26 protein-coding genes and 1 pseudogene are annotated in these 24,041 nt (G+C 34.5%); 6 read left to right on the forward strand and 21 right to left on the reverse strand.

Translation table 11 applies throughout. The features are described from left to right. Positions 1-33: 33 nt before the first annotated feature. From BAQ46_RS05310 to BAQ46_RS05325, 4 genes and pseudogenes are all read right to left on the reverse strand, one after another. Positions 34-360: pseudogene (locus BAQ46_RS05310) on the reverse strand (MBL fold metallo-hydrolase); the annotation flags it as partial. 5 nt (positions 361-365) lie between these two features. Next, on the reverse strand, positions 366-1,229 hold the full coding sequence (locus BAQ46_RS05315; protein WP_000608745.1) for a DUF4097 family beta strand repeat-containing protein: 864 nt from the start codon (positions 1,227-1,229) through the stop codon (positions 366-368). Beyond that, entirely contained in the window at positions 1,219-1,782 is a 564-nt protein-coding gene (locus BAQ46_RS05320; RefSeq protein ID WP_000164531.1) for an HAAS signaling domain-containing protein, read from the reverse strand. Before BAQ46_RS05320 ends, BAQ46_RS05315 begins: the two co-directional genes overlap by 11 nt. After that, complete coding sequence (locus BAQ46_RS05325; RefSeq protein ID WP_001102641.1) at positions 1,769-2,098, reverse strand: PadR family transcriptional regulator; 330 nt, start codon at positions 2,096-2,098, stop codon at positions 1,769-1,771. Before BAQ46_RS05325 ends, BAQ46_RS05320 begins: the two co-directional genes overlap by 14 nt. A gap of 316 nt (positions 2,099-2,414) precedes the next feature. Here BAQ46_RS05325 and BAQ46_RS05330 point away from each other — a divergent pair, with 316 nt between their 5' ends. Then, on the forward strand, positions 2,415-3,434 hold the full coding sequence (locus tag BAQ46_RS05330; RefSeq protein WP_000643770.1) for a zinc-binding alcohol dehydrogenase family protein: 1,020 nt from the start codon (positions 2,415-2,417) through the stop codon (positions 3,432-3,434). A gap of 48 nt (positions 3,435-3,482) precedes the next feature. On the opposite strand, the gene BAQ46_RS05335 is transcribed toward BAQ46_RS05330, so the two are convergent. Together BAQ46_RS05335 and BAQ46_RS05340 are read right to left on the reverse strand one after the other, a co-directional pair. Next, entirely contained in the window at positions 3,483-4,874 is a 1,392-nt protein-coding gene (locus BAQ46_RS05335) for an amino acid permease (RefSeq protein ID WP_001284419.1), read from the reverse strand. A 573-nt stretch (positions 4,875-5,447) separates the two neighbouring features. Next, positions 5,448-6,647, reverse strand: coding sequence for a multidrug effflux MFS transporter (locus BAQ46_RS05340; protein WP_071741740.1), 1,200 nt, complete (start codon positions 6,645-6,647; stop codon positions 5,448-5,450). A 365-nt stretch (positions 6,648-7,012) separates the two neighbouring features. Here BAQ46_RS05340 and BAQ46_RS05345 point away from each other — a divergent pair, with 365 nt between their 5' ends. Continuing rightward, positions 7,013-7,579: a DUF5823 family protein gene (locus tag BAQ46_RS05345; protein WP_071741741.1), complete on the forward strand. Its 567-nt coding sequence runs from the start codon at positions 7,013-7,015 to the stop codon at positions 7,577-7,579. Positions 7,580-7,622: 43 nt separating this feature from the next. Here BAQ46_RS05345 and BAQ46_RS05350 read toward each other — a convergent pair whose 3' ends face one another. From BAQ46_RS05350 to BAQ46_RS05375, 5 genes are all read right to left on the reverse strand, one after another. Then, the gene (locus BAQ46_RS05350; protein ID WP_000390469.1) at positions 7,623-7,847 is read right to left on the reverse strand and encodes a hemolysin XhlA family protein; all 225 of its coding nucleotides are present in this window, start codon (positions 7,845-7,847) and stop codon (positions 7,623-7,625) included. 320 nt (positions 7,848-8,167) lie between these two features. After that, positions 8,168-8,446 carry a hypothetical protein gene (locus BAQ46_RS05360; RefSeq protein WP_061130367.1) on the reverse strand — a complete coding sequence of 93 codons (279 nt, stop codon included), beginning with the start codon at positions 8,444-8,446 and terminating at the stop codon, positions 8,168-8,170. A gap of 1,048 nt (positions 8,447-9,494) precedes the next feature. Beyond that, complete coding sequence (locus BAQ46_RS05365; protein WP_061130368.1) at positions 9,495-9,875, reverse strand: hypothetical protein; 381 nt, start codon at positions 9,873-9,875, stop codon at positions 9,495-9,497. Between the two features lie 383 nt (positions 9,876-10,258). Then, the gene (bshB2, locus tag BAQ46_RS05370; protein WP_061130369.1) at positions 10,259-10,921 is read right to left on the reverse strand and encodes a bacillithiol biosynthesis deacetylase BshB2; all 663 of its coding nucleotides are present in this window, start codon (positions 10,919-10,921) and stop codon (positions 10,259-10,261) included. Between the two features lie 15 nt (positions 10,922-10,936). After that, positions 10,937-11,287 (reverse strand): YojF family protein, encoded by a 351-nt coding sequence (locus tag BAQ46_RS05375; protein WP_000407039.1) that lies wholly within the window; start codon positions 11,285-11,287, stop codon positions 10,937-10,939. A gap of 251 nt (positions 11,288-11,538) precedes the next feature. Here BAQ46_RS05375 and BAQ46_RS05380 point away from each other — a divergent pair, with 251 nt between their 5' ends. Next, positions 11,539-12,864 carry an ArsB/NhaD family transporter gene (locus BAQ46_RS05380; protein WP_071741742.1) on the forward strand — a complete coding sequence of 442 codons (1,326 nt, stop codon included), beginning with the start codon at positions 11,539-11,541 and terminating at the stop codon, positions 12,862-12,864. A gap of 151 nt (positions 12,865-13,015) precedes the next feature. Here the strand turns inward: BAQ46_RS05380 and BAQ46_RS05385 are convergent, their stop codons facing one another. From BAQ46_RS05385 to BAQ46_RS05405, 5 genes are all read right to left on the reverse strand, one after another. Further along, positions 13,016-13,243, reverse strand: coding sequence for a coiled-coil domain-containing protein (locus BAQ46_RS05385; protein ID WP_001047302.1), 228 nt, complete (start codon positions 13,241-13,243; stop codon positions 13,016-13,018). Positions 13,244-13,342: 99 nt separating this feature from the next. Further along, positions 13,343-13,894: a GNAT family N-acetyltransferase gene (locus BAQ46_RS05390; RefSeq protein WP_061130371.1), complete on the reverse strand. Its 552-nt coding sequence runs from the start codon at positions 13,892-13,894 to the stop codon at positions 13,343-13,345. A 217-nt stretch (positions 13,895-14,111) separates the two neighbouring features. Then, positions 14,112-15,020, reverse strand: coding sequence for an iron-hydroxamate ABC transporter substrate-binding protein (locus BAQ46_RS05395; protein ID WP_071741743.1), 909 nt, complete (start codon positions 15,018-15,020; stop codon positions 14,112-14,114). Positions 15,021-15,041: 21 nt separating this feature from the next. Further along, on the reverse strand, positions 15,042-16,058 hold the full coding sequence (locus tag BAQ46_RS05400; RefSeq protein WP_071715717.1) for a FecCD family ABC transporter permease: 1,017 nt from the start codon (positions 16,056-16,058) through the stop codon (positions 15,042-15,044). Beyond that, on the reverse strand, positions 16,059-17,093 hold the full coding sequence (locus tag BAQ46_RS05405; protein WP_071741744.1) for a FecCD family ABC transporter permease: 1,035 nt from the start codon (positions 17,091-17,093) through the stop codon (positions 16,059-16,061). Positions 17,094-17,367: 274 nt separating this feature from the next. Between BAQ46_RS05405 and BAQ46_RS05410 the strand changes: the two genes are divergently transcribed. After that, on the forward strand, positions 17,368-18,132 hold the full coding sequence (locus tag BAQ46_RS05410) for a DUF817 domain-containing protein (RefSeq protein ID WP_000965758.1): 765 nt from the start codon (positions 17,368-17,370) through the stop codon (positions 18,130-18,132). 114 nt (positions 18,133-18,246) lie between these two features. Here BAQ46_RS05410 and BAQ46_RS05415 read toward each other — a convergent pair whose 3' ends face one another. Both BAQ46_RS05415 and BAQ46_RS05420 read right to left on the reverse strand, forming a co-directional pair. Beyond that, positions 18,247-19,284 (reverse strand): DUF4003 domain-containing protein, encoded by a 1,038-nt coding sequence (locus tag BAQ46_RS05415; protein ID WP_071741745.1) that lies wholly within the window; start codon positions 19,282-19,284, stop codon positions 18,247-18,249. Between the two features lie 209 nt (positions 19,285-19,493). After that, the gene (locus tag BAQ46_RS05420; RefSeq protein WP_001997933.1) at positions 19,494-19,970 is read right to left on the reverse strand and encodes a DinB family protein; all 477 of its coding nucleotides are present in this window, start codon (positions 19,968-19,970) and stop codon (positions 19,494-19,496) included. Between the two features lie 171 nt (positions 19,971-20,141). Between BAQ46_RS05420 and BAQ46_RS05425 the strand changes: the two genes are divergently transcribed. Further along, the gene (locus tag BAQ46_RS05425; RefSeq protein ID WP_071741746.1) at positions 20,142-20,633 is read left to right on the forward strand and encodes a DinB family protein; all 492 of its coding nucleotides are present in this window, start codon (positions 20,142-20,144) and stop codon (positions 20,631-20,633) included. Between the two features lie 97 nt (positions 20,634-20,730). On the opposite strand, the gene BAQ46_RS05430 is transcribed toward BAQ46_RS05425, so the two are convergent. From BAQ46_RS05430 to BAQ46_RS05440, 3 genes are all read right to left on the reverse strand, one after another. Continuing rightward, on the reverse strand, positions 20,731-21,207 hold the full coding sequence (locus BAQ46_RS05430; RefSeq protein WP_000771169.1) for a DUF2690 domain-containing protein: 477 nt from the start codon (positions 21,205-21,207) through the stop codon (positions 20,731-20,733). A gap of 17 nt (positions 21,208-21,224) precedes the next feature. Then, the gene (locus BAQ46_RS05435; protein WP_000473749.1) at positions 21,225-21,737 is read right to left on the reverse strand and encodes a YjfA family protein; all 513 of its coding nucleotides are present in this window, start codon (positions 21,735-21,737) and stop codon (positions 21,225-21,227) included. A 291-nt stretch (positions 21,738-22,028) separates the two neighbouring features. Continuing rightward, positions 22,029-22,922 (reverse strand): LysR family transcriptional regulator, encoded by an 894-nt coding sequence (locus BAQ46_RS05440; RefSeq protein WP_071741747.1) that lies wholly within the window; start codon positions 22,920-22,922, stop codon positions 22,029-22,031. Between the two features lie 122 nt (positions 22,923-23,044). Between BAQ46_RS05440 and BAQ46_RS05445 the strand changes: the two genes are divergently transcribed. Then, a complete protein-coding gene (locus BAQ46_RS05445; protein ID WP_071741748.1) occupies positions 23,045-24,010 on the forward strand; it encodes a quinone oxidoreductase family protein in 966 nt (321 codons plus the stop codon). Positions 24,011-24,041: the final 31 nt, after the last annotated feature.

The raw sequence follows: 24,041 nt of genomic DNA on the forward strand, positions 1-24,041 counted from the left end.
AGTCATGAGCACGTGAGCTCATGACTTTTTGCACTATACATATTCAGGAAACACTTTACAACCCTTTTCCTGTTCTATATCATGTCCAAAGAAAATAATTGGTTTCTCTTTTGTCACAACTTCTTTTAAACGTTTAATTGAAGATAAAGCTAATTCCGAATCAAATCCCGCAAACGGCACTTCATCTTCAAAATTCTCTTTCGTATAAGATGCATCAATCGTTAATAGTACAGGACCGTTTTTTTCCGTCTCAATTAATAATGACTGATGTCCTGGAGAATGTCCTGGTGTATACAATAACCGAACACCAGGTACCACTTCATAATCACCTTCAATAATTTTGCAGTTTAAATTTGGCAGATATGCTATTGTTTTTCCACTGTAATATTTCCGTTATGTGTATTTAATTTAATTACATTTTCTCCTTTTCCAATAACGGTATTTCCATTATATTTATCAAGGATATTCGCTCTACCATTATCAACAGCAACATTAAATTGAACATTAGTTGGTTCTTTTTCAGTTTCAATATTAATTTTTCCATTGTGAGTCGTAAAATTGAGATTTCGATCCAGTTCATTCGTTTTCAGAGTAAGACTTCCATTTTTAGTTTGCCCCTCTATTTCACCTTCAACATGGTCTAGCATTATTCGTCCGTTGTTCGATTTCACATGAATATTTTGTGCCAATACATCTTTGAAATCCATAATTCCATTGTTTGTTTCCGCGATAATTTTTGGCGAATTGATTTCTCTTAATTCAACACGTCCATTGCTTGTATTGATATTAAAATTTGTTGCGTTTAGTTTTTTAGCAGAAACATAGCCATTATTATTGGAAACTTTTAATAATTCATATTGTTTTTCAGGTAGATACACATTTAATGTTAATGGCGCCAACACTTCAGAAATATTAAAGTTGAACCAACTCTGTTGTTTTTCTTTATAAGAAATAAGAAGCGTTGAATCTTTCTCATCCGTAGCTAATGTTCTTTTTACGTTTGGATTAACCTCACCATCTAATTTTACTTTCACGTTACTACCTGTTGTAGGGTTGATGTTAACACGAACATTATTCGTATCGATAATGACGCTTGACACATTATTATTAATGACCTTTTCTTCTGAAATTGGTACCCCAGCAATTGAACGATAAGTGAATAAACTTCCGATAATACCAATAATGAAAATAATACCTGCAATGATTGAGAAACTCTTCTTATTTATCATGCTTCAAACCACCTTTTACTAGTGCTATATTGAACTTTAAATAACGAACAAATCCTTTCGTTGCTAACTTCGTTAAAAATAACATAGCAATAACAATGAAATATCCAAGTCCACAAAGTGCTAAAGAAACGAAAAGATTAAATAACAAGAATGTATTTGGATGTATAATCGTATCAACTAAAACAAGTAATGGTGCACCTAAAAATGAGATACCTAGAACCCAACCTGAAAAAATCAATGCCGCTAATGTAATTGCAGGTGCAAGTACGATTAACAAATTGAAAAAACCTAATCCAATTACTGCCCAAATTGCACGAAAAACATTTCCTGTTGTTGCACTTGTTGTTACTTTCTCAATATGATAATCTGCTAATAACTCTTTGGCGATTTGAGCTGGAGAACCTAATGAAGCTACAATTTCTTCTTCCCTTTTCCCTTCCTCTAATCCGAAAGTAAAATGTTCTTCATAATCTTTTAAAATATCTGCACGCTCTTTTTCAGATAATCTTTTTAGAGATGCATTTAATTGTTGTAAAAATTCATTTTTCGTCATTACTTACACCTTCTTTTATTAATTGATTGACACCTTGTGAGAACTCATTCCATTCCCTCAAAAGTTGGTACAAATACGTTCTACCTTTATCCGTCAGCGTATAATACTTCCTTGAAGGACCTTCTGAAGACTCCTGTAAATACGTTGTAAAATATTCTTCTTTAGTTAATCTACGCAGTAGAGGATAAACAGACCCTTCTGATATTTCAATTCGATTGGAAATACTTCGAACTAATTCATACCCATAACGGTCTTGCTTATCAAGTAAGACAAGAACACAAAGTTCTAAAACTCCTTTTTTAAATTGTACATTCAATATTCATTCACCCTATTCTAATTGATGTTCACTACTATTTATTATTCAGTACTGTTTTATAATAAGTAACCACAAGTATAATATAACACTTGGTATTGTTCATTGCAAGGTACACTGGAAAAATAAGTATAACTTTCATCCAACGCCTATAAAATCAAAACGATGGCGGATCCTCTCCAGTTACACGGTACTACATGATGCTGAAACAGGCCTTTTACAAAATAGAAGGGACTTAACTTTTTTACATAATGACACTCCACCTACTATAATAAAAATAAAAGAGTAAATGACTCTTACTTTAATGGAGGGAATACAAATGAAAGCAATTGGTTTACATGAATACTTACCTATTGAAGAAGAAAACAGTTTAATTGATATGGAAGTTGAAAAACCTGTTGCTACAGGAAGAGATATACTCGTTAAAATTAACGCTATTTCCGTTAATCCAGTTGATACAAAAGTTCGCTCTCCGAAAGATAAAAAAGAAGAAGTAGCGAAAATACTTGGCTGGGATGCGAGTGGTGTTGTTGTACAAACTGGCGAAAGTTGTACGTTATTTAAAGAAGGCGATGAAGTGTTTTACGCTGGAAGCATTACGAGACAAGGTACCTATAGTGAATACCACCTAGTTGATGAAAGAATTGTTGGTAAAAAACCAAGAACGTTAAGTGATGCTGAATCTGCAGCACTTCCGTTAACAGCTATTACAGCTTGGGAAGGTTTATTCGAACGTTTAGGTATTGATTATAATAAGAAAGATACGAACTCCTTTAAAAACATTTTAATTATAGGCGGTGCTGGTGGTGTAGGTTCAATTGCCATTCAACTTGCAAAATGGGCCGGACTAAATGTTATCACAACTGCATCCCGCAATGAAACGATACACTGGGTTGAAAAATTCGGTGCCGATTATATCATTAACCATCACCAACCTTTACAAGAACAAATATTAGAGTTTGGGCTAAAAGATGTAGATTATATTTTCTGTTTAAACAATACAGATCAACATTGGCAAGCAATATGTGACCTCATTAAACCACAAGGAAAAATTTGCTCTATCGTAGAAAATGAGCACCCTCTTGAAATGGGTATTTTAAAAAGTAAAAGTGCTACACTCGTTTGGGAATTTATGTTTACAAAAGCGATGTATGAAACTGGAGACATGATTACGCAACACGAACTATTAAATAAAGTAAGCGAACTACTAGATGAAGGCATTTTAAAGACTACTTTAAATGAAACATTCACACCAATTAACGCTCAAAATGTAAAAAAAGCACATGCCCTGCTTGAAAGCGGAAGTACAATTGGGAAGATCGTTTTAGAAAAGTTTTAATAACAAAAAGTCCGATTTCCAAATAAGAAATCGGACTTTTTACTATCTTTATTTACTTGAAATCTCTTGATCATTTTGAACGTCTAACGGAGTTCGCTTCCCTATTCCGAAAGCATAGAAACTAATTGTAACGATAGCTAAGAAAATAATACCTACAACTAGTGAAATGCGCGTATCATCGTTAAACCACATTCCGATTAATACCATAATTAAAAAGGCAATTGTTAAATAGTTTGTAACAGGAGCAAACGGCATTTTGAACGGATGATCTTTCATCTCTGCTCCCTTTTCTTTTCTAAAATTAATTTGGCTAATTAAAATGACAAACCATGGTACCATACCAGGAAGTACACTCGCACTATATACATATACGAATAAGTTTTTTGGTGCAATATAACTTAGAACTACACCGACCGCTAAACCGATAATTACGCCAACTGTACCGAATAAAGGTACACCATTTCCAGAAAGTTTCGTGAAATATTTCGGTGCTTGTCCATTTACACCTAACGTATATAGCATACGACCAGCACTATAAATACCACTATTACAACCAGACATTGCTGCTGTAATAACAACGAAGTTAATAAGTCCCGCAGCTGCCGTAATACCAACTTTCGCAAAAGTTGCTACGAACGGACTTCCAATTGTACTTAATTGATCCCACGGATACACAGTTACAATAACGAAAATCGCACCGATGTAGAAAATTAAAATACGCCAAATTGTACTTTGAATCGCTCTTGTAAGTGTCTTCTTCGGATCCTTCGCTTCACCAGCAGTAATACCAATTAATTCCACACCTTGATACGCTCCAACTACAAGTGATAATGCAAAGAAGAATCCAGAAAAACCACCTGTAAAGAAACCGCCATTTGACCAAAGATTCGATATGCCAATCGCTTCTCCACCGTTACCAATTCCAAAGAAAATAAGTCCAAATCCCGCAATAATCATTAATAGAATCGTAACGATTTTAATCATCGCAAACCAAAATTCAAATTCACCAAATGACTTAACAGAAATTAAGTTAGCTGCGCCAAGAATAACCATTGCGATTACACCTGGTATCCAAGCTGGTAAATCCGGGAACCAATATTGCATATACGCCCCCACCGCGATAATCTCTGACATCCCAACGATAACCCACTGGAACCAGTTACTCCACGCTGTCATGTAACCAGCTAACGGGTGAATATACTTATGACCGAACGTTGCAAATGATCCTGTACTTGGCTCCATATACAACATTTCTCCCATGGCACGCATGATGAAGAAGATAAAAATACCTGCAATTGCATACGCAAGCATAACTGACGGACCTGTCCATTTAATCGTGCTGGCTGAACCCATAAACAAACCAACACCAATTGTTCCGCCTAAAGCAATCATTTGAATATGACGTGCTTCTAAACCTCTTTTCAATTCTTTGTTTGCCACTTCACTTCCCCCTCTTAGATGATTCATAGCCGCATTTTAAAACAAGATGCTTTCCCCTAATTCTTTTCGGCCCTGAAAATGATGAAGCAAACGTCATTTTACACTAGCTTTAAAGCTATCCTAAAATCGTTTTGTGCTCCTAATAAAATTCTCAAAACCTTTCATCTTCCAATATTCTATAAATCTTAAAATTACTTACCTTATATTAATTCATTAATCTGAAAAATTCAATTATTTTTTCAATAAATTAATATGCATGATTACGTTTAAATTTTAACTGAATTAACAATAAAATACATCTATTCAATATGATTCCGGTATGTATATTATTACAATATAAATAACCGAGGAGAGCATTTTTTCCTCGGTTTCACATCTCATGTACTTCAATCATTATAGTTAATAACGTAATTTCCCACGCGTCCAATTCATATACCAACCAGAAATTTAATATATTAATAAACTACTAACTTTTTTAATCTAATTTTGAGGCAGGAATCTTACTGCCTCAAAACAGCGGGATAAAATATAAAAGAGTCTCATTTTTAATGAGACCCTTTTACCATTACATATTTAAATCGTTTTTGAAGTTTGTTTACCTAAAATAAACACTTTAGTAAACACTGTCATGATAACGACTATAGCTAGAAAATAAAGTGGCATCACTAGTAACGAGCCCGTATGCAGCTGACTCATTCCCCAAATTGTCATCGTTACAATTACATAGTACCCTAAGCTAAACAATGCACCTGCTGTACCAATAACATCTTGAAAATCTACTAATGCTAAACTTAAACAGTTAGGTAGCGCTACTCCGATTCCTAATAGCAATATAAACATCGCTACTAAAAATACAACCATATATATTGCATTCGGATTTGGTCCAACAAACGTAATAACAGATAAAAGGATAGCTCCTCCTGTCATTACGAGACAACCGATATATATAATTTTCTCTGGTTTATAAGTAGCAAGTAAACGTTTCGAAACTTTCGCTCCAACAATAGAAGCAGACGCTACAACAATTCCTAAAAATCCATACATACTAGGCGATAATTGAAAGTATTCAATAAAGATAAACGGTGCTTCTGCATAATAGCTAAATAAAACACCATTTGCTCCTCCAATTAATAGCCCATACGTTACTACTTTCGGATTTGTAATTAACTTCTTTAAGACTGCAAACACATTTATTTTATTCGTTACCGAGTCCGTTTTTGTTTCTGGAAGAGAAACAAATGTATACAGAAAAATACCGATACTCATAACTACTAAACTTAAAAATACTATTTTAAATCCAAACATTTGATCAAGAAAGCCACCAATTAACGGTCCTATCGCTGGTGTAAAAGCAATAACTGCCGAAATTTGAGCAAACATAACGTGGCGCTTATGCCCCTCTACACTTTCACGTAGAATCGTTTGTGTCACAACTGATCCTGCACTTGCTCCAAACGCTTGAATAAAACGACTTACTAATAAAACTTCAATGGAATTTGCAATAAAGCATAAGAAACTCCCAACGCCATATACAACAATTCCAAGTAACATTGCCGGGCGACGACCATTTATATCTGATAACCATCCAATAAAAAATACACCTAAAGCAAATCCAGCAAAATACATACTAAGTGTTAACTGTACCTCATTATTACTTACGTGCAACGCCTTTGAAATATCTGGTAAAGACGGTGTATAAATCGTTTCACTAATTTGCGGAAATGCGACAAGAATAATCATTAACAAAAGTGATGGTACTGAGACTTTTTTCATTTTTCGTACCCTCCTATAACTTTGAAAATCTCAGAAATAAAAAGAATTTCCTTAGCTACGGAACAGGAGGGGCCATGATAGAAATTCGCTCATAAAACAACAAAGAAAACACCTCAATTACGTATGTTAATACTTATAGGAGGGTAATATTAACATTAATTTTTAAATATACTTTTTCAATTATATTACATATTGTGTTTCTTTTTCTAGTACTCGGCCTTGGCAGATTTATTAAAGAGATACCTTGAATCAACAACCTTTTTATGGAATAATCAGAAATAGTTTGAATAAATAGATCTAATTATTAAACGATAGACTAGCATATTTCTAATTTCGCCAAGCTTACAAACAGGAGGACTTTCGTAATGATTGAAATTTTAAGGACACTATTAAACTTCCTACTCTCTCTATTCTCGGGAGAATTACCAATTGTATATTATGTATGGATTATTAGCCTATTCCTAATTCAAATAACCCAATCTACTCTGAACTATAAGCTTTTTAACAAGAAAGATAATTTCAGCACTTATATATCGGAAGGATTACTCGCTTTTATTATTTTATTGTTTGGAGGCATGTTAGTATCTAAGTTACTTGCTTATATCATAGACGATCCTACTATTAGTATGACAAATGTAACACATTATTTTATTTCTCTGATCATATTAACTATATTTGTCGTAATAGCCTGTATTAAAGACTTTATAGAGGCATCTATAAAGAATAAAAATATATTACTTTTTAGCTTGTTAGTAATTTCCTTACTAACAAGTATACTTTCGTTCAAGTTTTTATTACCTTTAATTGAAGGTTCTTTTTCTCTTTCTAAATCTTTTATCACTACTTTAATCATTCTTGTAACTATATCAATCCCTCTATTAATTTCCTTAGAGGATAAGTATGCAGATGAAAAGGAAACGGAAAATTTATAGTTTCTTATTTATTTAAAAGAAAGAGGGAGCTCCCCTCTTTCTTTTAAATCATCCCTTTTAATATCAATCCTAAAACTGACATTATTATCGCACTAATAATAATTCGCAAAATCCAAGTTGTATTTGTACTTATTTTTTCTAATTGCTTATTAATTGTTGCTATGTCTTTCTCATTAATAGTGGTACGCGTTTCTAAATTTCGAATGTCTCTCATCATTTCTTTTTGCTCCGCCTTGAGACTGTCAATTTTAGCGTAAACATCTTCCATATATTCACACCCTCTGTTCATCTTAATAGAAAAATCTATATATATTATGAGACAACCCTCTTACCGGTGAATACATTACGTATATGTGCGCACCAAATTATTTGTACAATCTAATTATGTTTCCATTCTTCTATATTTAAATTAGCGTTAGGATAAATTAAATATAGAAAAGGAATCCCTTGTTTATGTAACAGCAAACAAGGTGCTCTCCAGCATATGAGAGCACCTAAGATAATTTCTATTGTTTTCATCACCATTTTCATGTTTACTAACTCAATATAGTCAGTATGATTTTATGAAGAGTCTACTTTGTTAGCTGCTTAATGTATACTAATAGTAATACGAAATAGTTCCATTGATAAACTCTCTAGAACAATAAATATACTGGCGGAAACAGACCTATACCCAATATTTTTTCCAGTAACATGAATGGTTATTTCTAATAAATGCGTTTGTATACCATTGTTTTCAAAAATTCCATCCTCAACCTTTACAATATCTGCTTCACAATCTACTTCTTTAAAAGTTTTCAGTAATTTTGTTTTTAATAAACTACAGTCAAAGTTTTCATCTTTTATTACAGCAAATTTAACCTTCATATCGATTTCCCCATTTTTAACAAATTAAAATCATTAAATCTATATAAATATATATTATTCTATTAAACAATTCAAAATATATGTTTCTTATAAACCATTACTAAATTCCAGTTCTAAGACTTTATATAAAAAAGAAAACAAATAAAATGAAATTCTAATCATTAAGAGGGGTATCTATCCCCCACTAATTGTTTAGTTGAACTAACCAGACATTTACAAGATTAAAAAATTACTCTTTCAATCGCTAAACTAATTAATATATAATCCCCCTGTTTTCAGTGGCTCAAATTTTTTCATTTTTAATTCATGGATTCTGAGAACTTTTTGCTTTAATATTAATTAGTCGCTTCTTAAGTTCTGTAATATTGGAAATAACTATATAGTGAAACAAATTAACTATTAGGAGTGCTATTGATGTTTGATATACTTCGTCTCTTAATTTTTTTTCTCATTGCTATCTTTTTATTTTTCTCCATAATAATGGAATTTAAAAAACCTCAAAAAAGTGTATTTTGGTTTTCGATTGAAGTCTTATCTCTTCTAGGAATTGTAATGCTTTTTAAAGATTTTTTATCAAAAATATAACTTAACCCACGAATAATCACGTGTTTCAAATACGATATCTTTATCTGTTGAACGACCTTATCTCTCGTTAAAAAATCTTGTTTTCACCCTATTTCTTAACAAGGGCTCTAGCCTTAAGTTGTCTTTTCTTTATAAAAAATAGCCTGCCTATTTCTGTAGGCGGGCTATATCTTTATTACACCATACAAAAAGTATACTCTCTTCTCCACTTGAACTTTATGTAATGACATAGATTCTAAATAAATTATTATCTTTTCTATATTCTTATCATTGATTTTTTGTTCATAAATTCGTAACACATATATATGAGTTATCATGCTAAAATTAGTTTATTCAAAAGAAGCTATTCTTAATGAATCTATAAATTTTAATACCCTGTTTAAAGCCTCGCCCCCTGCGAGGCTTTTTCCTATTTAACTTGAATAGTAGTTATCAACGCAACGCTACACATCCCTCTCTTTAGCTATTCAGCATCAGCACACGTAAATTTCTTTCCTCCATTATTTGATTTACAAATTTTATTTATCGATTTTCCGGTTATCTTTTCACTTTCATTAGAAACTTGATCTAAATCCATTCGAAGTACTTGTTCCGAATTCTCTTTTGAATTTCCTTCAATATGAATTATACGATCGAACATCTCAGCCGTGAAGTTGCTAGATGTATTTATCATTTTCACTCCATTACTTTCACCTACATAGCATTCAACTACTTTCTCAGCTTCGTTAAGTTGTTGAGATGATGTAGGATATGGTATAGATTCCGCTAATATGACTACACCTACTAAATATGTAATATACAAACCACCTGCAATTAAGATAACTTTCTTTACTGTTTTATGAATCGTGCTCTAACTCCCTTTTCTTTTTTTGCTATTAAAATATATAACATTCCCAATTTCCATCGATTTCTTTTTAGTACATAACATTCATTTTATATTTCATACAAAGCACCTCTCTTACTAACTTTCAATTTGATATATAATAATTATTAATTGTTTTTTCAACAAAAAAATATTATATACCAATATTTATTCACTTTTTTAATCTCGAACAACGATAAAAGCAAATAACTTTCTTATAACATCCTCATTCTAATAAGGAAGTAGCTAAAGCTCTCCTATCTTGAACAAGGGATGATGCTAATGTTGTTAATAGCACAAAAAAGCACCGTCACAAGTGACGGTGCTTTTTCTATGTAAGAGCTACTAGAAGATACCCTTCTAGCCTACTCCCATTTATAAGTCCAAAATTGTTCAAGTTGCAGCCATTTTAATGTTGCTGCATCTTTATTTTTGATTTTCACGTGTGTTTCTTCTAGCATCGCTTCTGTTTGCGAACGGTGCGCACCTAATGCAGCTAATTTATGTTCGAATACTTCACTAATATTATTTACAACATCCGGCTCACCTAGTACAGCTTCGCGATTTTTCGTAATCGCAACCGCATGAATAACTGGACGTTCTTCTTTTGACATACGTGATACGGCGCGAACGACAGCGCGGCCAAATGCATCATGATCTGGATGTACGCCGTGCTCTGGATAAAATGTAATAATTCGAGATGGATTTACTTCTTGAATAATCGCTTCAATTTTGTCTGCAACGAAATCAATATCTTCAAATTCTAACGTTTTATCATGGAAACCAAGCATTCTTAAATCTTTGATTCCCATCGCTTCACATGCATCTTTTAATTCTTTTTCACGGATATTCGGAATCGTTTCACGGTTAGCAAATACGTTCTTACCCATGTTACGTCCCATTTGTCCTAGCGTACCGCACGCATACGTTACAGGTACTCCTTGATCTGTTAATAAGCGAATTGTTCCTCCCGCCGCAAATGCTTCATCATCTGGATGCGGAAATACAACAAGTACATGTCTCTCCATAAGTTTCCCTCCTTCTTACTTAAATGGCGTTAAGCTTAACTCAAGTGCAACTGCTAAGCGGCCTTGATTATCGTGCCCTGCTAGTAATAAACGCTCTTTATCGTCTACTTCCCAGTGCGTAATACCTTCTGCATATACCCAGCCATGATCCATCTTTAGACCAACTCGGTATGGGTTTGTTCCAGTTATTTTCCCGCGCTCAAAGCGAATAATTGCATTTCGAATGAATGCTCCAACTGTCATCATCTTTTCATTAAAGTGTGACGCGTACGCTCCATTCGTCGTTTCTAAATGAATATATACATCTTTATTTACAAAACGTTCAATTTCATTTTGAATAAGAGAACTATCTTTTACTATTTCCATCGGAATTCACCTCTTTAAACCATTTTACGCAAAAATAATGTAAATTGCTATCTCTATATTAGAGGACAACTCTCACTTTTCCTAATAATTTGCACTGTGTTTCTTTATTTTTTTATATCATATGTAAAAAACACATTTTTTCCTTCACTTTGTTAAATAGTTTTCTTTCTTTTTTGAATTTGCTACAATATAAATTATGCAGAAGGATGCATGTTTACAATTGAATACATACTTTAAAGAAGGTGACATGATTGGAACAATCAGCACATGAAGTAGCAAATTGGCAATATTATTTTGCAATTGCCGTATTTTTAGTCACGTACGGATTTATTATTTCTGAGAAATTGAATCGTGCTGTAATTGCACTATTCGGTGCTGCTATTATGATTATTTTTGGAATTGTAGATTTACATACCGCTTTCACATCACATATTCAATGGGAAACAATCACCCTTTTAATTGGGATGATGATTCTCGTACATATTACGAGTCAATCAGGCGTCTTTGAATTTGTGGCCATTAAAGCAGCGAAGGCAGCTGGCGGAAAACCAATCCGTATTTTATTATTGCTATCCCTATTAACCGCTGTCGGATCAGCATTTTTGGACAACGTAACGACCGTTTTATTAATCGTTCCTGTTACATTATCCATTACACGTATTTTAAAAGTTAATCCTATTCCTTATTTACTTTCAGAAGTACTATTTTCAAATATAGGTGGAACAGCAACATTAATCGGTGATCCACCTAATATTATGATTGGATCAGCAAACAAGCATTTAGACTTTAACGCCTTTTTACTTAACTTAGCTCCAATCGTAATTATTATTTCTATTGTGACACTTGGCATTATTTACTTCATGTACCGTAACAAACTAAAAACAACACCTGAACAAATCGAAAAACTAATGGCATTAAATGAAAAAGATTATATTAAAGATCAAAGCCTCCTTTTAAAATCCATTTCGATTTTAGGACTAACTATTTTAGGATTTGTACTTCATTCGATTATTCATGTAGATGCTGCAGTTATCGCGATGACAGGCGCTACACTTCTTATGTTAATCGGTGTGAAAGAACATGATATTGAAGATGTATTTACCCACGTTGAATGGGTAACTATTTTCTTCTTCGCCGGACTATTCGTTCTCGTTGGTGGTTTAATTGATATCGGACTTATTTCTTCACTCGCAAAAGAAGTAATCGGCGTCACAAATGGCGATATCGGTTTCGCTGCGATACTTATTTTATGGGTATCAGGTATCGCATCTGCGACAATTGACAATATCCCATTTGTCGCAACGATGATACCACTTATTCAAGACTTAGCTACAGGACTCGGACTATCTGTTGATTCTCCGCAAATCGAAGTACTATGGTGGGCATTATCACTTGGAGCTTGCTTAGGAGGAAACGGAACGTTAATCGGAGCATCAGCAAACGTAGTCGTTGCTGGTATTGCTAAACGTGAAGGACATGCTTTCTCTTATATGGACTTCTTAAAAATTGGTTTGCCGTTAACAATCATTGCATTACTATTATCACATGCTTATATATATTTACGTTATTTAATGTAAAAGTTGGATTGCATGAAATTATATCGACGATTTTTAAAATATATCAACGATTTTCTAAGTATATCGACGATTCGACAGAGAATATCGACTTACCGACAAATAACGACAACGAAAAAAGGTATGCAGCGCTAAACTGCATACCTTTTTTCGTTCACCAAAATATACCGATAATTGCTAAACCACCTAAAATCATACCACCAATTTGTCCAACGATTGCTGGCGATAATTGGACACCTTTCCTCACTTCAACAACCGGTCTTTCGTGCCTTAGTTGCTGCACTTCGCTTTGCAATTGATGTACACTTCCGTGCAATTCTTTAATTAACTCCTTTAATTCAGCGACCTCTTCATTTACTGGTTTTGCTTTTTCTAAATTCATTTTGCATGACTCCTTATAAATTCAATCCGTACACTGTGAATTTTCGCCAATTCTCATTATATCTCCTGCATACTACATATATAATTTCGAATATACTTTCTAACCTTGTAGCTCTATCCATTCATCCCGCAATATCCCCATAATCATGCGATCAAAACACTTCCCATCTCTTTGCACTGCTTCTCTCATACAGCCTTCCATTTGAAAACCCATCTTTTTATACAACTCAATAGCAGCTTTGTTATAAGAAATAACATCCAGACCGACACGGTGTAAATTCAATTCATAAAAAGCATACTTTAAAATAAGATGGATTGCTTCTCTTCCATATCCCTTACCTCTATCATTTGCAGCTCCTATACCAATTGCTAATAACCCTGTTCTGTTATTCCACTCTATGCCATGAATTGCAACAAAACCAATTAAACGATCATCTTGAACTGTCCTCAACATCAAAGATACACTATTCGATCTCCGTCCCTTTAATAGCCCATCACTTGCTATTTCTTGTAACGATTGCGGAAACGCTACATCTGTATCGACATTTCTTAAATACTCACTATCTTCTTGCCACATTGCCATTACTGCAGTATCAGCTTCTCTAATAGCTGATAATTTAATCGTTTTATTTTGAAAAAGATTCATCATCATTTCAAACTCCCCCTTTATTAAATAACAGGGATAATTATTCGAGCCTATTTACCCCCTCGTTTCATAAACTGTTTCATAAACGGGATACTTACAATAAGCGCTGACATTGGCACATCTCCTCTACGTTAAATTAAATTCATTGTATAATTTTTCATTTATTCTAACAATAAAAAAAGACCCTCTAAATTTAGAGGATCTTCCTAACGACGAATCGATATTATTTCGTAAACATTTTCTCCGCTTCATCCATTGCCATTTTGTTTCCTAAAGCAGAATAGTCAAGCCACGGTTGGTCATTGATAATGTATACGTGCTTGCCTTTAACTGCTTTTAAGTCTTTCCAGATTGGTGTTTCTTGAAGTTGTTTAAATGCAGCTTTTGCTTTATCGTCTCTGTTTACAACAACGAAAATAGCATCTGCATCAAAGTCAGGTAATACTTCTTGTGAAATGACTTCGAAAGGACGGTTTCCATCGATTTTCTCTACACCATTTGCAGGTTGTAATCCTAAGTCTTGGAATAAAATTGGTCCCATCGGTCTTTTCGTACTAAATACACGTAATTCTTTGGCAGTAACGCGAATTGCCATTACTTTTTCGTTATTACCTAGCTCTTTATCTATTAAACCTTTTACTCGTTTTGATTGCTCTTCGTAATCTTGAATATATTGATCCGCTTCTTTCTCACGGTTTACAAGTTTACCAACTTGTTTTAAATGGTCTCTCCACGTACCTTCATCTAAATTGAAAGTATGCGTTTTTGCAATTTTTTCGTATTTCGCTACATCTTTACCCGCGTATTTTTCATCCACATAAATGTCAGTAGGCTTTAATTGAAGTAATGCTTCCATATTCGGATCAGTTACAACACCCAGTTTCTTCGTATCTTTCAGTTGTTCTTTTGCGTGTGGTAAGAAATCTTTTAAATCTCCACCAATTACAGAACCTACTGGTGTAATTCCTAATGCAAGTAAATTATTCGTTAAATGAATAGACATTGAAGCAATTTTTGGGTCATTACTTTTTTCCGTTTTTTTCGTTGTCTCTTCATTAGATTTCGTTTGACCACATGCTGCTAATACTAAAATACACATGATGCTAAATAAAATAGTAAGTTTCTTTTTCATATGTTCTCCTCTTTGAAGTATTTATTTTGTTTTTGTAAGTAAATAAAGAAAATACGGTGCTCCTAATGCGGCCACTACTACACCAGCTGGAATAGAATTTGGCTCAAATATAGAACGACCTATCGTATCTGCTAGTACTAAAATAATCATTCCGATAATACCAGCCAGTGGAAGGAAATGTTGATAGGTAGTACCTACTAACTTTCTGGCGATATGCGGAGCAACTAAACCGATAAAACCAATCCCTCCTGCCATCGATACACTCCCGCAAGATAATCCAACCGCTGTAGCTAAAAGTAGTAACCGTTCTTTTTGAACAGAAACACCAAGTCCCGCTGCCACACTATCACCTAGTGACAATGCATTTAACGTTTTAGATTTTAACCATGCATACGGGGTAAGTATGAAAATCCAAGGTAATAATGCTAGGACATGAATCCAATCCCTTCCCCACACGTTACCAACTAGCCATCTAGAAGCGAATGTATACGTCTCATCATTTAACTTGAGAGAGAAAAATAACGAAATTGCACTAAAGCCAGCTGAAACAGCAATACCAACGAGAATAAGTCTAATGGGAAGTAAACCTTTCGAACGATCACTCGCAAGTAAAATAATAAGAAATGCAGCTAATACTCCTCCACCAAATGTAAATAACGGTATTAAAATCGATGCATTCTCATTAATAGAATGAAAGAAAGTAACGAATATAATTAGCCCGAAAGATGCACCTGAATGCAGTCCAAGAATACCAGGATCGGCCAACGCATTCCTTGATAACCCTTGCAAAATCGCACCGGAAATCCCAAGGCCAATACCAGCTAACATTGTGATTATAATTCTTGGCATACGATAATCGTATAGCACGGTTGCACTCTCAAAATCACCATGACCGAAAAGCGTTTGAATTACTTTGAGCGGTGCAATGCTAAGTGTCCCCGTATTTAAGCTAAGCAAAATGACAGCGATACCAATACAACCGAATATTGTAGTTACAGTAACGGCTCTCGTTTTATCTGTGTTTAAAATCTTCTTCACTTACAACTCCCTCCCAACTTTACGTGCTATATAGAGGAAGAACGGAACTCCAACAAGAGCCACCATAATTCCTATTGCAAGTTCTTTAGGAGGATTTACTGTTCTTGCCCCTAAGTCAGCTACAACTAATAACATGGCTCCTAAAAATGCTGACATAGGAATAATGAGTCGATAATTAACACCAACTAATTTTCTAGCAATATGCGGGATAACTAGTCCTACAAATCCAATAGAGCCAACAGCTGAAACAGATACACCTGCAAGAATGACTACTATAATCATCCCTAGTATTCTCGTTCGGTTCGTTTTTACTCCTAAATTCGTAGCGACATCATCACCCATTGATATGAGTGAAATAGACCGCCCTAAAATTGTCGCAAAAACAATGGTTATGAGAATAATAGGAACCAAAAATTTCAAGTGTTCCCACTTAACCCCTGCAACACCACCAGCGTACCAAAAAGCTAAATCTTGACTTAAGTCATAATAAATCGCGACACCTGAACTTAACGAATGTAAAAGCGCAGCCATAACTGCCCCAGCGATCGTTAATCTCATCGGTGTTAATCCGCCTGATGTTGCTGATCCGATAATAAAAATAAGCACTGTACTTAAGATCGCTCCAATAAAGGAGACAATCATTAAATAGGAATACGGCATATGCGGGAAAAAGGCAAAACTAAGTGCTACTACAAACATCGCACCTGCATTTATGCCAAGCACACCTGCATCCGCTAAAGGGTTTCGTGTTACTCCTTGCATAACAGCTCCAGCCACTGCAAAAGCCGCTCCTACAACTGCTGCACCAATTACCCTTGGGAGTCTTAATTCATAAATAATTTGGTGCTGTGTTAATTTCGGATTATAATCAAAAACCGCTGTCCACACTGTTTGCAAATGAATATCCTTTGCACCAAATGCGACAGCCAAAAATATAGATCCAATTAAACATACAATTGTTAAGCTCATAAAACATATAAACTTAATCTGTATCCAGCGGTTATTGCCAGCACGTATAGTAGACTTATGTAACATGTTTCATTTCATCCTTTATATTCAGTTGTTTTTTATAATTATTTTTTATTTATAATTAATATTGATAATAATTATCATTTTCATTTAGATATTATATCCCCACTTTTTTTAAATAGCAAACTATTTTTCACTTCGCTAAATATTAAAATACTTATTACAATTCCCTTCCAAAACTTACAAATACACGCAAAATAGACTACTAGCTTATTTTTAAAAGTGTAGTATACTTAATCATTATTTTGAGTTTTCAAATAAAAATATCTAAGGTGATGCAATGTTATATATAAAACAACTACTCTATTTTACCTATGAACAAGCATTATCCTGCTTATTCCCAGTCGTTATTTTCTTAACACTGGCCCTTTCAAAAATCGTTTCGATCCCAGGGTTATACCGCTACGATTTCATACTCATCGTATGCCTTCTTATGCAGTGGGTTATGTACAAGACTGGCCTTGAGACGAAAGACGAATTAAAAGTAATTACTGTCTTCCACCTCATCGGCCTTTTACTAGAAATATATAAAGTTCATTTCGGTTCATGGAGTTATCCGGAAGAGGCATATTCAAAGGTTTTTGGAGTTCCACTTTACAGCGGCTTTATGTATGCAAGTGTTGCAAGTTACATATGCCAAGCGTGGAGAAGACTACATTTACAAATGTATCATTGGCCGAAAGCTATTTTTGTAATACCTCTAGGAGCAATGATTTACTTCAATTTTTTCACACATCATTTTCTATACGATTTTAGATGGTTCTTAACGTTACTTCTATTCATCGTTTTCTTTCGAACATTTGTGGAATTTTCATTACGAGGCGTTACATATAAAATGCCGCTCGTTCTCTCCTTTTTTCTTATCGGATTCTTTATTTGGATTGCAGAAAACATCGCAACATTTTTCGGTGCATGGCAATATCCAAACCAACGGGAAGCTTGGAATCTCGTTCACTTAAGTAAAATCAGCTCATGGTTTTTACTCGTTGTTATTAGCATTATGATTGTTACACAACTCAAACATTTGAAGCAGTTGAAAAGATAATACTGATTATATAAAAAAAGCCCATCACTCATTTGATGGGCTTTTTTTAGTAATATTTTTTAAACCATCCTTATCAAAGGAGTTATAATTTACAACAGCATAAACAGTTACACATTATGAACTACTACTAGCAGAGGAGGTTGCTACAGATGAAGCGGCAATCGTTGCCATCATAGCTGCTTGTTGTGCTTGGATAAGGACTTCTATCATAGTTTGTAAACCTGTGTTGGTAGCTTTACTTTCCTCACCTTTCTGACTTACGAACAGTTGAATAGCAATAAGAATATTCGTATCTGTATGCCAACGGAATAATTTCTCTCCCTGCAATTTTTCAATCAACGCTTTAATAGAATGAATCTCTTTTTCTCCATCCTCAAGTAACGCTAATAGCCCGATTGCTGGGTAATGCATTTGTTTCACTTTTACCTTTTCTTGCTTTAACAAATTCCATATGTTTGTGCATGTTGCAACTAATATTTCTTCCCTGACATCCTTCTTTAGTGAAAGAATATGGCTTAGAAATTGGAGGTCATTCCCTTTGCGCAAGCCAGCTTTTGCTAGTTTCTGATAAAGACGCTCCACTCGGTCCATAAGTGTTTCTACATGCTCTGATTGTCCTGCTAATAAAACGGAGAGCGGATAATCATTTGTACCTGTTAGGAAAAGATGATCCTCTTTCATACGTTTATATACTTGCATCGAACGCTGAATGTGCGTGCCATGATGCTCATTATCTTCTGTTAAAAGCACAGCTGCTGCAAGATAAGTAAATATACTGCGGCTAAAGCCACCAGCGACCAATTGTTCATATAAGTCTAAAAACTCTCGAAAAGCTTTCTTATAATCTGTAAAGTGAATATCTAATGTTGCGGCCACTACAAAGCGATGATAAGACTTTAAATATGAAAACATCCCTACCTCATTCTTAATATAACTACTAATTTCTAAAAAACGTCCGAGATCAAGCAATTTATCACTACTTGCATACATAGCAGCAATCATCATTCCTATTCGAGAATCACTCGTTTTCCATTTTAGTTCTCCCTTTAACTGTGAATATGTATGTATATATTGCTCTAGCTTTTGTTCTAATGTAATCATAGTATTCACCCCTATTTCTAGTTCCTCTCTATTATTATACGCATATTCCATATTTAGGAATACTATAATTAATAATCCATCATAAAAATAATATTTTTTTATCCTTATATATTGTTTTTACGCCCTTCTTCATCAGCATCACGATGATAATCCCTAATCCTTCAAGAAGTTATACAAAAAAGGTAGATAATAATTTATCTACCTTTTTTGTATATATTATTTAACATTACACCTGTATTGCTCGTTATATGCAATTAAGACTAAAGAGCTTTAATAATACGTTCCATCGCCTTCATTTGCCCAATATGATCAGCTTCATGATAAAGCATCATACCGTAAAGTTCCCCTACTGTTTCCAATCCTAGGAATGGCTCTGGCAGTTTATTTTCAAATGCTTCTGCTGGAATTTCTTTAATACGTTTTGCTTGTTCTTTTAATTGAACCGTTAACACTTCTAACGATGGTCCTGCTGTTGTCCATTTAGATGGTCTTGATCCATATCCAAACATACCTGGATATTCCGTTGGTAATTGTTTGAATTCTTTTCCAAACATGAAAACTTCTGCTGCCGTTAACACATGACCGATATGCCAGCGAATTGTATTGTTAAAACCCTTTGGCTGCGTATCTGCAGTTTTATCATCTAGCGTCTCCATAAATGTAAGTAACGCACCGCGCGTTATTTCAAATTGTTTTAAGCCAACTAGTCTATTCATTTTATCGTTCCCCTTCTTCATGTACCATTTATTATGAACTAAGAATGTTCAACTTATTAAAGTTTTACCTTGTTTAATCTATCAGAAACAAATAAGAAATACATCTAATATGCTTATTAAAAATAATAAAAAGGTTCACTCCTCGTAAATATAGAATTACTTACTATGTAAATAAAGGAGGAGTGTACTTGCATGTTACACATTTTAAAACAACAATATAACCTTATTAGCTCTACAAGAGAAACTCTATTTTCGTTTTTGGAAGAAATTCCACTAGAAAAATTACATAGCACAATTCCGAATTTCGGGAGCGGTAGCATTATAAAGACACATATTCATGTAGCCGATTGCTACCGATACTGGCTTGGATCATTCGCATTTAAACAAAAGCGAGCAGACTTTTCATTTGCTAGCGATTACGAAATTGAGCATGCAGATGTGGAAAAAGTTCGTACTAGATTTAAGTTAGTAGATGCGACCGTACAACGCTTTTTAGATGAATACAATGACCGCTGGCTCGACAATATAGCAAATGAAGTAAAATGGCAAAAAGAACCTTGGAGTACAACGCCGCTATGGCTTTTAACTCATACGGAGACGCATGAGTTTCACCATAAAGGACAAATTGTATCTATGGCTAGACACCTTGGATATGTTCCTCCTGATACAGACCTGATTAGTTGATATCAAAAAGCTTAGGATGAATACAAATCGAGCATGTTTTGAAAACCAATCAAAACATGCTCTTAAAATATTCTACCTTACAATCTCCATATCCTCATCAATACCAAATAGTCTCGGCATAATTATAAGCATCACTATTTGGTATAGCATGTTTCCCTTGTGCTTGTGCCTTTCTTGGATCTAAATCATATACCATTGGTGTATAGCATGATGTTTGCCCTTTATTTACAACACCATTTCCTCCAGCACTTCCGCAAGTATATGCCTTTCCATCTGTTTTTCTAACAATTCTTGCATCAGCTTCGTTATTATAAACTGCCAGGCGAGTTACAGTAACTTTTGCCCATGCTGTTTTACACGTCGTGCTAAATTTTAATTCCACATAAGAATTTGAATCAATCCACTTCTTCTCTTTCGTTACTGCTGATTGATCACAGCTATTATAATAAGGACTTTTCCCATCATATGAGTGGTCTTCTGCGTATGCTTTATCGCTATTAGTCGTACTAAACATACTAGTTACAACGAGTAAAGATAACAATAAACATGCACTCACCTTTTTTAATAGCTTCATATAATTTCACTCCTTTATTAATAACGTGCTGTTTTCCCGTAACCGTTATTAAACGTAACTGCTTCAGCATCTGCTGTGTATCCGAAATCAGCAGTTAAATCAAATACCATTCCTGTATAAGTACTCGTTTGACCAGTTTTAATTGTGCCATTTCCTTGATTGGAAGTGACTGATTTTTGAAACACACCATTTTTGTATTTATTCACAACAGCGTACGCATACACTCCTCCTGAAACAGCTGGTGCTGGTTGATCTAAAACAAACTTAGCCCAAGCTGCATGACATTTATTACTGTAACGTAAATACACTGTCCCTACTTTTTTACTCCCTTCGTATACCGCTGTAGACTTTGCATTAAATCCATCTGCATCACACGTTGTACTTCCCCCGTATACTTTCGTTGTTGCTGGATTTTTCCCGTCATAATAACTACTCAGATCGGTAGCTGCAAATGTACTTCCTTGAAAACTAAATAATACCCCTACACTCGCTACACTTAACACACATACTTTCATTAACTTTTTAAACATTGTAAATCTCCTCCCTCAAAATAAGTACGTATATCTATCCCCTATGTACGCCCCTCCTTTCATGCTGCCTAGAGGCATCTTACAGAAACGAATAAAAGTTGTAAATTCCCTTACGATTATTGGAATATACGAAGAAATTTACTTACCCTTGTAAGAAAAAAAGTTGAGAAATACACATTTGAAAACATCCTTTATTTAAAACATAAAGAACCGATACTCGTTTCATGCAAGCATCGATTCTCAATACAAAATTACCATTTCTTCTTTTATAGAAAATAAATATTTCTCCACTTAATCCGTTGTAAAAAACTCCCTCGTCACATCAATAAATTGCTGCAGTGGCACTGTCATCCATTTGTCTTTATGCCAAGCAATTTGTGTGAAAATTGGATTGATAGTATTTTCTAGATGTAACTCTTTTATCGTCCCCTCTCGTATATCTTTTTCTACTACTATCGCCGGTAAAACGGCTATACCTAAATCTGCAATAACACATTGTTTTATTGCCTCTACACTAACAAACTCAATCTTATTTGCTGGATACACATCTTGGATGCGAAATAACTCTTCAAATAAAGTCCGATATGAGCACCCTAGTTCTGTTAATAAAAGTGTTTCCGTCCCTAAATCTTTTATGGAAACAGAAGTTTGCTGGAGTAAATGATGCCCTGGAGCAGCTACTACTTTTAATTCTTCTTTCATAAGCGGCTCAACATGTAAAGCATCTTCTGTTTTACATTCATCCAAAATAAATGCAAGATCGACTTTTCCATCCATCAATTGTTCCTTCGCATCTTTATTGGAATGTGCGGGTTTAAATATAAGTTTTATTTGAGGAAATTGTGCTTTAAATCTCTTTAATATAGAAGGAAGTCTATATGTACATTGGCTTTCTTGCGCACCAATTGTTAACGTACCAGCTATTTCTTCATCATCTTTCACAGCCGTCTTCGCTTCGTTACTAAGTGCGATTATCTTGTCCGCGTATAGTTGAAACTTTCTTCCTGCTTCGGTTAAGAAAAGACGTTTCCCTAATCTTTCAAATAACGGCGTACCTAGCTCAGTTTCTAACGTTTTAATTTGCGCCGTTACGCTTGATTGAGCAAAGTTTAATTTCTTCGCAGTTTGGGTAAAGTTCAAAGTGTCCGCGGCGATTTTAAAGGTAATTAATTGTTTTATCTCCATTTATCATCCCTCTTTTCAATCGGAATTCCCGATTGATTTCATCGAAATAATCCTCTTTGTCTATTGATATTTGTATTGTATGATAAAGAGCATCGACAAACAATATAATGGAGGTATTCCATATGAAAGCACTTTGTTTCGAACAGTTTGGAAGTCCAGATGTACTACAATATAAAGAAATACATGATCCAATCATAAATCCAAATGAAATTCTTCTCCGTACAAAAGCAATTGGATTAAACTTCGCTGATATTTACAGACGCCGCGGTGATTATCATCTTGCTGGCAATCCACCTTATATATTAGGTTATGAAGGGGCTGGTATTGTTGAAGAGGTAGGAGCTAACGTTACAAATATCAATCCTGGAGACCGTATTGCATTTACTGATGTTCCATTTGCAAATGCAGAATTAGTTGCCGTTCCATCAGAAAAAGCAATCCCGCTTCCAGATTCAATTTCTTTTGAAACAGCCGCTTCTGTCTTATTGCAAGGCTTAACAGCACATTATTTAACGAAAGATAGCTATCAAATAAAACAAAGTGATATAGCTTTAGTGCACGCTGCAGCTGGCGGTGTTGGGCAACTTCTTATTCAAATGATTAAACTGCTAGGCGGAAAAGTAATCGGCCTAACTTCATCAAACGAAAAAGGAAAAGTAGCCACATTAGCTGGTGCCGATCACATATTTTTATATACGGAATCATGGGCTACGAAAGTACTTGAAATAACAAATGGTACCGGGGTAAATGTTGTATATGAATCAGTAGGCTCTACACTTGAGGAAAGTTTTAACGCTACTAAAGTTGGTGGTACTGTTGTATTTTTCGGAATGGCTGGCGGTAATCCTGCTCCCGTTGATCCGCGTATGCTTATGGATACTTCAAAAACTTTAACTGGCGGAGACCTTTGGAACGTGCTTACTACTTTTGAAGAACGAAAAAAACGCTCTACTCAATTATTTGATTGGATCGCTACTGGAAAATTAAACATTGCAAGTCCTACTACATTCTCTTTACAAGACGGTGCCCGTGCTCATAAATTATTAGAGAGCAGAAAAAGTACAGGGAAGATTTTATTGACTCCATAATTCACAAAATGAAAAGGAATCTAGGTTAAGT

It is taken from the genome of Bacillus paranthracis (assembly GCF_001883995.1).
Taxonomy (GTDB): domain Bacteria; phylum Bacillota; class Bacilli; order Bacillales; family Bacillaceae_G; genus Bacillus_A; species Bacillus_A paranthracis.